We start from the raw sequence: 13756 nt of genomic DNA on the forward strand, positions 1-13756 counted from the left end.
TTTTTTAGAGTAGTAGTCTGGTTGGCAGACTATTGATAGCAGAACGTTTTGAAGCCTGTTAGATGGGATCCGGTGACTGAACGCTACTTACTGAGCCGAGGGTGGGGGTGTCTGCGTACCCCAGGTGGTGTTAGGCTGACTTCCCATTACGAAGGTTAGTTTACCTCCCCGCATCAGTTCGTCACGGTAGAGCCAGCAATGGGGAAGGTCTTTACCGTTGAATGTCGCTGACTGTACGTATACATTCGTTGCCGAATTATTTTTAGCCTCGATGCGGAGTTGTTTACCATTGCCCAGCCGAATCGTAGCCCGGTCAAAAGCGGGGCTTCCTAATTCAATGACGGGTTTTAAGTCCGTAAAACCTTTCACGTCAAACAGGCCCAGGGAGGCCATGACGTACCATGAACCCAATTGGCCCTGATCTTCGTCCTGGCCGTACCCGTAGCCATGAATAGGCTCGGTACCGTAAAATTCATCGCAGATGGCACGGGTCCATTTCTGGGTGAGCCAGGGTTTTCCGGAAAAATTGAAGAGCCAGCTCACGTGTAAATTGGGCTGATTGCCGTGGTTGTACAACGACTTGATCCCCGCAAACGCATCGATTTCCTTTCCACCCCCAAAGCCATTTTTCTGAGCCGTGGTAAAAATGTCGTCGAGCCGGGTATTGAATTCGTCTTTACCGATTGCCTCAATCAGAGCTTTCGGATTTTGTGGAACGAAGAAGGTGTACTGGATGGCATTCCCTTCCTGAAAGCCCCGCCAGGGTTCAGAAGGGTCAAACGTGTCAATGAAGGTACCATCCGCTCGCTTGGGACGAACCAGTTTTTGCTTCGGTTCATACAGAAGTTTCCAGCCGTTGGAAAGCCGGATTAACTGTTCGTACTCGGGCTGCTTGCCCATGGCCCTGGCCAGTTGGGCCGCCGCAAACGTACTGAAACTATACTCCAGCGTATGGGAGGCCGAAAAATGAGAGCCGGTCGAATCGGTTTTGTCGGCATCGAGGTAGGGTACGTACCCTCGCTTCACGAACGCTTCCACGTCCAGCTTGCCCGAGCCAACGGGTCGGTTACGACCACTTAATTCATTCGCCTGAATGGCTCGAAAGGCCAGATCAGTATCATAATCCCGGATGCCCGCCTGATAAGCGGCTGCAATGGCCAGACCCACGAAATTGGTCCCTACGCCCGACACGAAATTGCTATTGGCGATGCCGTCGCCAAACCAACCCCGTTCCTTATAAATTTCCAGCTGGGTATGGACAAAATCGCTGTACCGCTCCGGGTAGGAAAGAGCCCAGAGCTGCGTCAGATTCCAGTAGGCACCCCAGATGGCGTCGGTATTGTAAAAATTATGACTGAACTTCCCGTTTTTATCGCGGGGCAACTGGCCAATGGAGCCATCGTGCCGGGGAAAGGAGCCGTTTACGTCGTTAGCTACGCCGCGTCCGAGTAAGGCATGGAATAAGCCGGTGTAAAATTTAACCTTGCTCACTTGATCGCCCTCAACGGCCAGCTTGCCTAACTCTTTTTGCCAGGTGTTCTTAGCCTTTTGCCGGGCTTTCTCAAACGAAAGGCCCGATGCCTCCGCGTCCAGGTTTGCCCTGGCGTTGGCAATGGAGGTATAGGATAATCCTATTTTCAATTCAATAGCCTCATTATCGCTGGTCGTGTACTCTAGGAAAAGCCCGGCTCCTTTACCCTGAGCCGTGTTGCGTTGAGCCTGAATTCCTGCTTCGGTGAAGGCACCTACCGACCGTGGAGCTTTGCTTACTTCGCCCCAGATGTACATGGAAATCAGTCCCTTTGGATCGTAAGTCTTTACGTACTTGGGGTAGGTAGTAACGAATCCTTCAAAGTGGGTCGCGTCGGTCATGCGTACTTCGGCCTTCCTTACTTCGCCACTTTCGCCCTGTACATTTCCAATGTCGAGTATAATCCTTGACTGATCATGTTTAGGGAACGTGTAGCGGTGAAAACCGACGTGCGTCGTAGCCGTCAGTTCCGCCGTAATCCGGTAATCGTCCAGCAAAACTTTGTAATAACCGGGTTCAGCCCGCTGATTTTTCCGGTCAAAACGGGAGCGGTAGCCGTTATCGGGGTTTTCCAGATCGCCTGGTTTTACTTTAAGGGATCCGGTTGCGGGCATCACGCTTACGCCACCGACCTGCCATTCGTGAAAATGCACAAAGCCTTCAATGGATTGATGCCGAGTGTCGTACCCCACGGCTTCCCAGCCCTGCTTGTTGCCGTAGTGCCCGTTGGTGGATGGAGCCAATTTAGCCATTCCGTGGGGTACAGCAGCGGGAGTATAGAAGAACCAGCGGCTGTGAGCTGTACCGATGTTGGGATCTACGTAACGGAGAACGTCTGGACGCCTGGCTGCACAAGAGGTTATTAGCACAGCCAGCAAAATGCTACTTAAAAGCTTCGCGTAATTCATTCGTGATTCAATAAAAACAAGCGGGCAATCGCCCTTTTGAGGTCGTATACGTTACGAGAGCGAAATTCAATCGGACGAGCTTATTCGCCTTCGTATGCTTTTCGATTGGGTTAGCGTAGGTTGCCGATCAGAAGGCAGACTTACACCGCAGGCCGAAATTGCAAAGAAATGCTTAGGATTCGTCTATTGATATACGTAAATGCGAAGCGAAAGCTGGATGGGTTAGGGATATACGTTTATTCCAATTACGCGGAAGCTCATACTTTCAAATGATTAGTTACTAGAACAGGAGGCTGATAGTGAACCGTTTATCAGAAAAATAGTCCAGAGCGAGGGTACAAGAACCGCCTCGCTCTGGACTATAAAAAGGTTCAATACCACAGGAGAGAGAGACTGGAAAGTCCTTTTCCTAATGTTCTATCAATGAATGGTAAAGGAGACGCCCGTCCAGTTTTCGGTTAATTTCCATAATCGCCGGGCATTGGCTTCATCTAATGAATAGGGTTGTACGCCACGCATGGGAGAAGCATCCGTAGCTAAATCAGCAACTTCTACATCTTCGCAATACACACCTCCCAGCTGATCCAGCAAGGGGCTGGTCGCACACCAAACCGTTGTCGCTGCTCCTTGTGGAATGCTTTTAAGCGAGTCGATGACTTCCGCAATGGGATTGCCCTGCTCATCGTAAAAGCCCAGTTGCTGGAGTATTTCCAAGGGTGCTTCGCGGGTCAATTCCGTTCCCCAGATATTACCCGGGTGAAGCGAGTAACTCCTTACCCCGAAGGATTTCGCCCGATTATCCAATTCAAGAGAAAATAAGTTGAGGGCAGATTTGGATTGCCCGTAGGCCTGTAAGGTTTCATAATTCCGGCGATCAAAGTTTGGATCGTCGAAATTGAAAGGGGCAAAATGGTGCCCTAATGAAGAAACATTAACGACCCGAGCTCCGTCCGCTTGTTTGAGAGCATCCCACAAACGGGCCGTTAGCTGGAATGTAGCCAAATAATTGACCGCTAATTGCGATTCAAAACCTCTGGAATCCCGGCGTAAGGGGACAAACATGATTCCAGCGTTATTGATGAGCAAATGCAGGGGTCTACCCGAGGCGATAAATTGGGCGGCAAAACGATCAATAGAGTTCGGATCGATTAAATCGAGTGCTTCAATTTCGACATTCGCAAGTCCTTTCAGATTCTGCTTGGCCTTTGCCACATCTCTGGCTGGTACGATAACGGTGGCTCCCGCCTGCGACAGCGTTTTCACCGTTTCTAAACCGATTCCCGTATTGCCACCCGTGACGATGGCGACTTGACCCTCAAGGTCAATTCCTTTGATAACCTCTTGTGTGGTAGAGGCAGCAGTAAAGCCGGAACCGATAGGCTTTTGTAACGCTCCTGCGTCATTCGTTTGGGACGTTTCCATATTTTCAGAGTCTATAGCAAGGCAAAAGTTGACAGCCAACTTTTGCCTTGGAAATGATAATCAGGTTATAGTACCACCCTTGACTTAAAGCCGGGCGGAGCTACCCGTTTACAGACCGTAAATACCACCCGAAACGGAGATTTTTTCACCCGTAATCCAGGCCGCATCGTCAGAAGCGAGGAATACCGCTACGCGGGCAATGTCTTCGGGCTGCCCGATGCGACCCAGTGGGGTATGAGCAATGAGGTTCTTCTCGAAATCACTGCCGCTAAAGCCCGCCGCATGGGTGCCCTCCGTTTCTACTGAACCGGGCAGAATGGAGTTGATGCGGATCTTTCGTCCGGCAAATTCCTTGGACAAGGCAATGGTAAGAGCATCTAGAGCCGTTTTGGTGGCCGAATAGACGGAGCCCATCGGTATGGGCATGCGGCTGGCACCGGAACTGATGTTAAGAATGCTACCTCCCTCCTCACCAAACAGTTTCAACGATTCCTGAATGGTAAGAATGGAACCTAGTACATTGATGTTAAACTGTTGCTGAAACGTTTCGGCGGAGACCTGTTCGATAGGCTCGTAGATGTAAATCCCCGCATTATTAACCAGAATGTCCAGCCTACCGAACGCCTCTTTAGTTGCTTCAAACAGTCTTTTCACATCGGCTGGGTTGGATACATCGCCTTGTACAGCAATGGCGGTACCACCGCTAGCGGTGATGGCCTGAACCACCTGGTCTGCCCCGGCCTTACTGGAGGCATAGTTTACGACTACTTTAGCTCCTTCTGCCGCAAAATAGGTAGCTATGGAGGCACCGATACCTTTGGAAGCACCCGTCACGAGGGCCACTTTGTTCATTAACTTACTCATGGTTACTGCTCATTTATTGTTTGAGCAGCAAAGCTAGAGCGGCTTGATTTATTTTAGTAACTTTGTAACTAAAAGTAACAGTTACCCTAAAGTAACTAAGTAACGTATGACGTGTGTACCCCGTAAAAGCGACGAACACAAAAAAGAGATGCGGGCAGTGCAGGACTGCATGGACGTACTCAATGGAAAGTGGAAAATTGCCATTATTTCATCCATTTGCTATTACAGCAAAAGGAGATTTTCGGACATTCTAAACGACGTGGACGGGATCTCGAACAAAATGCTGAGCAAGGAACTCAAAGAGCTGGAAATCAATCAGCTCGTCAAGCGAACGGTGCTGGATACCCAGCCGGTAACCGTACAGTATGAACTGACCGATCACGGCTGGTCGCTGAGGACCATCATTGAGAACCTGACGAACTGGGGCATCGAGCACCGGAAGAAGATTTTTGAAAGCTAAAATTTTGGCTATTGTTACGCTAGTGGTATTCCGTATGCTACTGGATATTCGTTGGTAGTACCCGGTCTGATCTCCGTGTGCTTTCGTAGTACACCGCTGTTCAAGGAAAAAACAAATTCTTTTTCGATGGGCCAGCGGTAGGATCACGCTAATACGGGTAGTAATTTTGAGGCTTTGCTGATACCTGAGAACGGCCTGTACAAAGACGTATAGCTAGTGAGGTGATAACCAGAGGAGTATCCATGTCAAATGCCCAAATTCCTGGTACTGCCTTTGCGGATGCCAAACCTCATTACCACATTCTGGATGGATTACGGGGCGTAGCGGCCTTGAGCGTGGTGTGTTTTCACGTGTTTGAAGCCTTTGCCACCAGTCACTTAGACCAGATTATTAATCACGGCTATCTGGCGGTAGACTTCTTCTTTATTCTCTCGGGATTCGTGGTGGGCTATGCGTATGATGATCGCTGGGAGAAGATGACGGTCCTGGACTTTATCAAACGCCGACTGATTCGTTTGCACCCCATGGTGGTATTAGGGGCCATCATCGGAGCTATTATGTTTTATACGCAGGGTTGTTCAGTATGGGATGTATCCAAAGTATCCATTTCGATGCTTTTGGTAGCGACGTTAATCAACGCCCTGCTTATTCCCGCGACGCCTGGTTTTGAAATTCGGGGCGTCGGCGAAATGTTTCCCTTAAATGGGCCAAGCTGGTCGCTGTTTTTCGAGTATATCGGTAATCTCCTCTACGCGTTCTGGCTCCGTAAGCTTTCCACCAAAGCATTGACCGTTCTGGTTGTCCTCGCGGCAGTTGGTTTGGCCGCCTTTGCGATAGTTGGACCCTATGGTGACCTGTGCGTGGGTTTTTCGATAACGGGTGACAACATGCTCGGCGGCTCGTTACGCCTGCTGTTTTCATTCTCGGCGGGTTTACTACTCTCCCGCGTATTCAAACCGATCGCGGTCAAAGGGACGTTCTGGGTCGGTAGTCTGGCCATACTCGTTTTATCAGCGATCCCACGCATTGGTGGTAGTGAATACCTGTGGATGAACGGTTTATACGATACCCTCTGCGTAACGATCGTCTTTCCGGCACTGGTTTATCTGGGTGCCTCAGAAACCACCATTAGCCAACGTATGACTCGGCTATTTACCTTTTTAGGGGACCTTTCGTATCCTTTGTATATGGTTCATTACCCCTTGATCTACCTATACTTCGCCTGGGTGAAAAATGAAAAGCTCACCTTTGAACAATCATTGCCCGGAGCGTTGGCCCTGGTCGTGGGTTCGGTAATCCTGGCGTATGGTTGCCTGAAGTTATACGATGAACCCGTCCGTCGGTATCTGACGAATCGTCTGCTACGCGTAGGAAAATAGTATCCGTAAGGCGTCTTAAAAACGATGAACGAATGTTTCTTCAGGGTTCGTTCATCCCTTACTTTTTCGACCAGCGAGCTTGTTCATAATCCAGTTCACTTTCTTTCGCCCGCAGAATTTCATCATCAAAACGGCTTTCCTTTTTCAGGCGTTCCAAAGCTAATCTCCTTACTTCGACAAGGTCTAGCATCACTTTACGGTAGAGGTCCTGAACGGTCAATAACCCGGACGACTGATCATTGGATTGTAAGGCATTCTTGGTCACTGAAACCTGGGAGATCAGTTGAGCCTTGATACGCCCCACCACTTCGTATTGTTCCATTTCGTAGGCATAATGCGTGTCTAGATGTTCCAGGGAAAGCTGAGTGAGTTCCTGCCGAAGTGATTCAATTTGCTCCTGAGCCGGAATTTGTTCTTCGGTTTCTTTAATGCCAAGCCATTTCATGAACAATGGAAGCGTAAGGCCCTGGAATACGAGCGTGATAAGAATGACTACGAACGTGATGAAAAGAATCAGGTTTCGATGCGGAAACGGATTTATGCCATCGAGCAGAGTCAGGGGAATGGCCAGGGCTGATGCCAGTGAAACAACTCCCCGCATACCTGCCCAGCCAATGAGCAGGGACAGTTTAAGACCAGGGTGAGGTTCGGAGTAGGGTTTTCCAGCCGCCAACAAACGGGGCAGAAAAAAAGAAAGATATACCAATACTATCCGAATAATGATGACCATGCCGCTTATCAACAACGAGTAGTAGATCACCTGCAGAACTGTGTACTCTTCCAAACCCTGAATAATGAGGGGTAGTTGCAATCCAATAATCGTAAATACAAATCCATTGAGCAGAAAACCTACCGTAGCCCAGACTTCCTGCGTTTGCTGGCGGGTCTGATAATTCAAAAACTTACTCGAACGGGCCGAGAGTAACAGGCCGCCACTAACAACGGCCAATACGCCGGACCAGTGAAATTGTTCAGCAACCAAGTACATCAAATACGGAGCGATCAGAGTAATGGGTGTAATGATGCGGGAAGTGCCTCCCCAGTAACGCATGATCCAGTACAGCAGAAAAGCGATACTGAACCCTACGAATACACCCATGACGGAAAGCACCAGGAAGTCGACAATAGCCTGCTGAAAGACAAAGTTTCCAGTCAGTAAGGCCGCCAGGGCAAAGCGAAAAACCGTCAGTGAGGCCGCATCGTTTACCAGACTTTCGCCTTCCAGTATGGTTTGGGCCCGTTTGGGTACATCCAGTCCGCGTAGCACGGAGGTAGCCGCAATGGCATCAGGAGGCGAAATAATGCCGCCAAGTAAGAAACCCAGAGCGAGCGTAAAGCCAGGAATCAGGGCGGTGGAGAAGTAGGCAACCGCCAGTGAAGTCGCTAAAACCAGGCCGAAGCCTAAACTAAGGATGGACCGTTTCCACTTCCAGAGCTGCGTCCAAGAAGATTCCCAGGCAGCTTCGAAAAGTAGTGGAGGCAGAAAAATCAAAAAGACCAGATCCGGGTCAATGGTCATGGAAGGGATACCGGGAATGAAGCTGATCCCCAGACCACCCATCACTAAAAAAATGGGGTAGGATATGTTCAGGCGTTGACTAAGCATGTAGAGCAACGCCATAATAAAAAACAGGGATAAAATCAGTAATAGATTTTCATGGATCATTAGCCAGTGGAGTCATTGAACTAAAACAATGGGTTAAAGTCAGATAGTTACGGATTGGGGTAAGTGGAGTATCCAGGTTTGCGGAGCATCACACCTGATAGATTAACGCATTGATATTCATACCAGCTCCTACGGAGGCCAGTAAAATATAATCTTCTTTTTGCAGGGAATACCCCGGCAATTCACCCTGCATGACCTGATGCAGCAGCGTAGGAATCGTGGCAACGGAGCTATTGCCCATCCAGCGAATGTTCATAGGCAAGATGGCGGGCGGAGGCGTCTGTCCGTACAGGCGGTAAAATTCCCGGAGAATCGCTTCATCCATCTTTTCGTTAGCCTGATGAATAAAGATCATTTTGAGAGCTTCCAGCGGAATGCCACTTTCATCGAGACACTTCTTCATCGCTCCGGGCACCTGCGTAAGAGCGTATTCGTATACTTTGTGCCCGTGCATTTTGATAAATTGCGGCGACCCGTCGTGGTCGGCATTGGCTTTACCCGAATAAATATAGTCCGCTTCGGTAAGCGTGTCAGAACGGACCACCGCATGTAGGATCCCGCCCTGATCGGTCAGGCTTTGGGTTACCACACAGGCTCCGGCACCATCGGCAAAAAGCATGGAATCGCGATCACTCGCGTCGATTACGCGGGATAGTGTCTCGCTACCAATGACCAGAATGGTTGAGGCTGCTCCGCTTCGAATGGCCTGATCCGCCTGAATCATACCCAGCAACCAGCCCGGACAACCAAAGACCAGGTCATATGCCACGCAGAACGGATTTTTAATGGCCAGGCCCTGTTTGATCCGCGAGGCCAGCGATGGTACCTGATCGCGGGGTGCCCCGGCATACGCCATGTCGCCGTAATTATGAGCGACAATAATCTGATCGATGGATTCTACGTCAATCCGTGCTTGACTAATGGCTTGCTGAGCGGCCTGCAAACCCATCAGCGATGCCGTAACCCCCGGGGCAGCATACCGCCGTTGTTGAATACCCGTAATGGCCGTAAATTTCTTAAGTGTGGTTTCTACCGGCTGGCGAAGGGGTGTTTGATTACTGTCATAAAATTCATGCGTCAGAAATGCGTCATTGGTAATCGTCAGCGAGGGCAGGTAGGCACCCGTACCTGTAATGAGGGATCGAATCATAACATAATGCTTCTTAACGTTCCAGAAAATCTAAAAACAAGTCCTGGCGGAAAACAAATTTAGTTAGGAATAAAAAAGGATTCGATGCCACAGAAAAGGGGCATCGAATGGTTGCTTCACACAAGGTCCATTCGTACGCTTCCTGAAAAGGCAAGCTTACAACGGAGAAAAACGCTCTAGCCTTGAAATGAAGGGCGTAGCAAACGTCCGGTTTGACGAGGTCTGACTACAAGTAGCCGGAAATTGAGAACTAAAACGCAGGCTTAGTTGAACCGTAACAAGGTACGCGACTCGCAGGCTCCGTTCATATAATCAATGGCTAACAGAGCAATGGCACGACCTTGTCGGGTTTGCAACAGGGGAATAGAGCGGTACGTTGTCCGGCCATCGATCAGAATGGATAAAGCTTCCTGAAAGCCTTCGGAGTCCTGTTCCGCAGTACGAATATCTTTGAGTTTTTCACGAAGTAAAGAAATCGTCTTTTTGATCTGTTGATTATTGGGTTTCATAGTATAAGTAGATAAGGATGACTAGACGCTGAAGTCCGGGAAATGAAAAGCAACAAGCCTGTTAGTCGAATGATTATAGACTAGGCTTTAGAATTGAAAGGAGCAGAAAAGAGCCGCCAGTTTCTGTACAGCTCTTGACGTTTCGGGGATGAACCACCCACGGGGTGATTATCGGACGTACCGAAGAAATCGCCTAATTCCACGGCCACCCGTTTCAGATGTTTATTCAGATAAATTCGCTGATTATCGATAAAGAAACCAAGCTCCTGGTCCTGCTCAACGGTGAAGAATGAGCCATTCGAGAAATAACCGGTACCCGCATTGAAATAACGATTGAGTCGATTCGCGGGTATGTCGCCGGCTAATTCCGTAGATACGTCCGGAAGACATTTTTGCATCCATTCCACCAGGGAGGTTATGTCCTGCACTTTACCCGCTACGCCAACACCTTCTCTAAAATCAATGCGGTGACCTCGTTCCTCGGCTCTGGTTAGTAGGTCATGGGTAAGTGTAATGAGTTCGGCAAAATCTTTTTTCCAGGGGCCCTCCTCCAAAGAATCAGGAGCAAAGGATGGGCTGTCGAGTAAGGTATGTAAACGAGTAAGCATATGAGAAGTGTCCATAGTACGAGGGGTAGTCAGTGAAAAGAGGAAATGGAATGGCCAGAAAGAAGAATCATTTATCCAGGGTATAAACCAAGAATCAAAAAACGAGGTACTGGCTGTACCTAACGTTTCCTTAAGGGGCGGCAGTTAATACCGGAAATTCTAGAACGGGACGTACTGGAAATAGGGCATAAATGCCTGAGAAAGAAATGAGGTAAAAAGGCGGCGAATGCTCGTTTTGAACGTAGACATGATCGTTGGTAGTAACCGAACCGAATCAGGATGCTAACCCAAAGCGAGGCAGTATGTGAAGAAAAATAGATCTGGGAAGATCTGAAAAACAGAACCTGGAGTAGGGAAATGATTCCGAATACAGGTACATTCTAGTATCCTAACTGGATTACTGCCGGTCCGGTTCATTTATGTAGTAAAAGAAATAAATTCGCTTCGGTAGGGCGGGGCCTGAAAAGCTGTTGAATTGGGTTCCGCGGAAGTGTTCTCGTGTCAAGGATATAATTGGTGTGGGGAATCGAAAGCTGGATACAACAAGCCGACTTTTGGCTACAAGCGACTCGCCCGTGCCGCCGTTCTTTGCCTAAACATTAGTCATCGAACCAATGAAATACACACTTGTAACCGGAGCATCCGCTGGCATTGGCGAAGCACTGGCCCGAAAATTAGCCCAGCGAAAACACAACTTGGTACTCGTCGCCCGAAATGCCGAAAAACTCGCTGAGATGCGTAAACAGCTTCAGCAGCAGTATGGGATTCAGGTAGCTTTCATCGCAGCCGATTTGTCCAAGCCAGACGCTGCTGACCAGATTTTCCGTGAAACGCAACAGCAAAACTGGGAAATTGATGCACTGGTTAATAATGCGGGGATTGGGTCCGGCGGCGAATTTGCTACGCTTTCGCTGGCGTCGGAACTAGCCTTACTGCAACTCAACAACGCCTCGCTGGTGGCCATGACTCACCTCTTTCTGAAACCCATGCGAGAACGCAGACGTGGCACGATTATCAACGTGGCCTCCATGGCCGCCTTTGCTCCCATCCCTTACATGGCTACCTACGCCGCCAGCAAAGCCTTTGTGCGTGCCTTTACCGAAGCCATCGCCGAAGAATGCCAGCCTTATGGGGTTCATCTGATGCTCTTTGCTCCCGGATTAACGAAAACGAATTTCAACGAATCCGCCGGGATCAATAATGAAAAATCCATTGGGTTAAGCTCGGACTATCAAACGGCGGTGCATCAGACTGCCGAAGAAGTGGCGGATGAGTTACTGCAAGCCTGGGATACGAAAAAACAGTTTTACGTATCCGGCCGTAGAAACCGCCTGGGCTTTCGGCTCGTCGCTTTAATGCCTCATACTACGATTGCCCGGTACATGGCTCGTTCGTACCGGAAAAAACTAGCTCAACAATCACTACCTTCGTAAGTATGGAAACGACGCCCACCGTTCATATTCATTCCATCACGCAACTGCACCAGCTTTTGGAGCAACCCAAACCCCGGCATCCGCTGGTGAGCCTGATTCGGTTTGAAGATTTCCCTGCGATTAAAATTGAACAGCGAACCCGGCTGATTTCGGACTGTTACCAGATCACATTAAAAAAGCAATGTCCCTGTAAGATTCAGTACGGACAGAGCCTGTTTGATTTTGACGAGGGTGTGATGGCCTGCTTCGCTCCCAAGCAGATAAACTTTATCGATCAGGATTTTGCCTTCGCAACGGCAGGCTGGCAACTTTCCATTCATCCGGATTTTCTGCGGAATTACCCGCTGGGCAGCAAAATCAAAAACTACGGCTTTTTCGATTACTCGGTCAACGAAGCCCTGATTCTCTCCGAAGAAGAGCAACGCCGGATTGAAATCATTTTTCTTCAAATGCTGGAAGAATCCCTGCTTCCCATTGACCAATTTAGTCAGGATGCCTGGATTGCTCACCTGGAACTGTTGTTAACGTACTGCAATCGCTATTATAATCGGCAGTTTATCACTCGGAAAGCCGTCAGCAGTGAGTTACTGGATAAGGTTCAAAAACTACTGGACGAGTACTTTGCTTCCCAGGAATCTAATAAGGGCTTACCGACCGCTCAGTACTTGGCAGAAAGTCTGCATCTCTCCTCTAAATACCTGAGCGACTGCCTGAAACAATTGACGGGCAGCACGACTCAGCAGTTAATTCACGAAAGACTCATCGAACAGGCCAAAGAAAAGCTATCGACAACCAGCCTCTCCGTGGGTGAAATTGCGTATCAACTAGGATTTGAGTATCCGCAGTCGTTTAGTAAGCTTTTCAAAGCCAAAACCAACCAAACCCCACTGGAATTCAGGGCTTTTTATAATTAGCTGGATTGTTCACCCTGGTGCAAAAGTTGGACTTGTTTGTTACTGAATACTAAGGATAGCATTCAGTAACAAACAAGGATAAAGCATTCAGTAAGCCAGACGCTTTTAGGAGGCAAGAACTGTCGTACTTACTGAACTGCTAGAAATCTGATACCCAATTCGTAACACCTAGCCCGTAAGCTTACTAGAAGGGTTGATTATATTGACCCGTTAAGGCTTTGTTCTCAATGCTTTTTGCAAAGTTTGGCGTTTCTTCATGGTTATGGGCCTCAGAAGCGGCCTGTCTTGCGGCGGCGGCGGTTGCAAGTTGGAGCCCCTGTGCATTCAGATACGCAAGCATTTCAGGCGTAGCCGTGGCATGAATCTCGTTGGTTTAAAGACAGGTATGTTCGTCAATTCTGGTTGCTTTTAGCTCCCATAACACCTGTACCTTAGTCCGACCGTTCTTAGTGATGGAATCGGAAATGGACAACATCCGGCAGTAATCCGGCCGATGTACCGTCGCCACGTAATGCTGAACCATCAGGGCATCGCCAATTGTCTCTACGTTTATCGACATCGGCTGACCATCGTAAGTGCTGGTAATTCCCGCTCCAATATGCTGGGTCGAACAACGCTGGTACTCGGCGTCGGGCAGATTTAGTAGCCAGTCGGCGATGTTTACCTTTTCAATCGGAGCATTAATCAAAGCGGTCACCGTTGAGTGGGACAATGCATTTTCGGGTGTTTGCTGGATTTCCATGAGGTTTTCGGTTTTTTTACGATGTAAAACTAAGCGCATTCTTTCCGGGCGATTTTGCTATTCTGTAGACCGGCAAAAACTATCGTTGAAAAACCAAAAACCTTCGTTAAGTATATCCTAGCTGTCGAGCAATCAAACGATACACGCAGGATCGCAGATCAGAGAAGCAC

General features: G+C 48.8%; 12 protein-coding genes. 4 read left to right on the forward strand and 8 right to left on the reverse strand.

Annotation, left to right across the window (positions count from 1 at the left end):
• Positions 1 to 87 precede the first annotated feature (87 nt).
• The 3 genes from C5O19_RS20825 to C5O19_RS20835 all read right to left on the reverse strand — a co-directional run bounded on the left by C5O19_RS20825 (position 88) and on the right by C5O19_RS20835 (position 4725).
• A complete protein-coding gene (locus C5O19_RS20825) occupies positions 88 to 2439 on the reverse strand; it encodes a GH92 family glycosyl hydrolase (protein WP_104715311.1) in 2352 nt (783 codons plus the stop codon).
• 420 nt (positions 2440 to 2859) lie between these two features.
• On the reverse strand, positions 2860 to 3861 hold the full coding sequence (locus C5O19_RS20830; RefSeq protein ID WP_104715312.1) for an SDR family NAD(P)-dependent oxidoreductase: 1002 nt from the start codon (positions 3859 to 3861) through the stop codon (positions 2860 to 2862).
• 108 nt (positions 3862 to 3969) lie between these two features.
• Positions 3970 to 4725 (reverse strand): SDR family NAD(P)-dependent oxidoreductase, encoded by a 756-nt coding sequence (locus C5O19_RS20835; protein WP_104715313.1) that lies wholly within the window; start codon positions 4723 to 4725, stop codon positions 3970 to 3972.
• 106 nt (positions 4726 to 4831) lie between these two features.
• On the opposite strand from C5O19_RS20835, the gene C5O19_RS20840 reads away from it, so the two are divergent.
• Complete coding sequence (locus tag C5O19_RS20840; RefSeq protein ID WP_207766486.1) at positions 4832 to 5185, forward strand: winged helix-turn-helix transcriptional regulator; 354 nt, start codon at positions 4832 to 4834, stop codon at positions 5183 to 5185.
• Positions 5186 to 5427: 242 nt separating this feature from the next.
• The gene (locus C5O19_RS20845) at positions 5428 to 6564 is read left to right on the forward strand and encodes an acyltransferase family protein (protein WP_104715314.1); all 1137 of its coding nucleotides are present in this window, start codon (positions 5428 to 5430) and stop codon (positions 6562 to 6564) included.
• Between the two features lie 58 nt (positions 6565 to 6622).
• On the opposite strand, the gene C5O19_RS20850 is transcribed toward C5O19_RS20845, so the two are convergent.
• From C5O19_RS20850 to C5O19_RS20865, 4 genes are all read right to left on the reverse strand, one after another.
• On the reverse strand, positions 6623 to 8230 hold the full coding sequence (locus tag C5O19_RS20850) for a Na+/H+ antiporter (RefSeq protein WP_094815965.1): 1608 nt from the start codon (positions 8228 to 8230) through the stop codon (positions 6623 to 6625).
• Positions 8231 to 8318: 88 nt separating this feature from the next.
• A complete protein-coding gene (locus C5O19_RS20855) occupies positions 8319 to 9380 on the reverse strand; it encodes a 3-oxoacyl-ACP synthase III family protein (RefSeq protein ID WP_207766488.1) in 1062 nt (353 codons plus the stop codon).
• Positions 9381 to 9643: 263 nt separating this feature from the next.
• On the reverse strand, positions 9644 to 9889 hold the full coding sequence (locus tag C5O19_RS20860; protein ID WP_102203106.1) for a hypothetical protein: 246 nt from the start codon (positions 9887 to 9889) through the stop codon (positions 9644 to 9646).
• A gap of 80 nt (positions 9890 to 9969) precedes the next feature.
• Positions 9970 to 10512, reverse strand: a complete 543-nt coding sequence (locus tag C5O19_RS20865) for a hypothetical protein (RefSeq protein ID WP_133163412.1) — start codon at positions 10510 to 10512, stop codon at positions 9970 to 9972.
• Positions 10513 to 11111: 599 nt separating this feature from the next.
• Between C5O19_RS20865 and C5O19_RS20870 the strand changes: the two genes are divergently transcribed.
• Together C5O19_RS20870 and C5O19_RS20875 are read left to right on the forward strand one after the other, a co-directional pair.
• Positions 11112 to 11930 carry an SDR family NAD(P)-dependent oxidoreductase gene (locus C5O19_RS20870; protein WP_104715315.1) on the forward strand — a complete coding sequence of 273 codons (819 nt, stop codon included), beginning with the start codon at positions 11112 to 11114 and terminating at the stop codon, positions 11928 to 11930.
• A 2-nt stretch (positions 11931 to 11932) separates the two neighbouring features.
• Positions 11933 to 12844 carry a helix-turn-helix domain-containing protein gene (locus tag C5O19_RS20875; RefSeq protein WP_104715316.1) on the forward strand — a complete coding sequence of 304 codons (912 nt, stop codon included), beginning with the start codon at positions 11933 to 11935 and terminating at the stop codon, positions 12842 to 12844.
• Between the two features lie 373 nt (positions 12845 to 13217).
• On the opposite strand, the gene C5O19_RS20880 is transcribed toward C5O19_RS20875, so the two are convergent.
• Positions 13218 to 13586, reverse strand: coding sequence for a hypothetical protein (locus tag C5O19_RS20880; RefSeq protein WP_207766489.1), 369 nt, complete (start codon positions 13584 to 13586; stop codon positions 13218 to 13220).
• Positions 13587 to 13756: the final 170 nt, after the last annotated feature.

It is taken from the genome of Siphonobacter curvatus (genome assembly GCF_002943425.1).
Classification (GTDB): domain Bacteria; phylum Bacteroidota; class Bacteroidia; order Cytophagales; family Spirosomataceae; genus Siphonobacter; species Siphonobacter curvatus.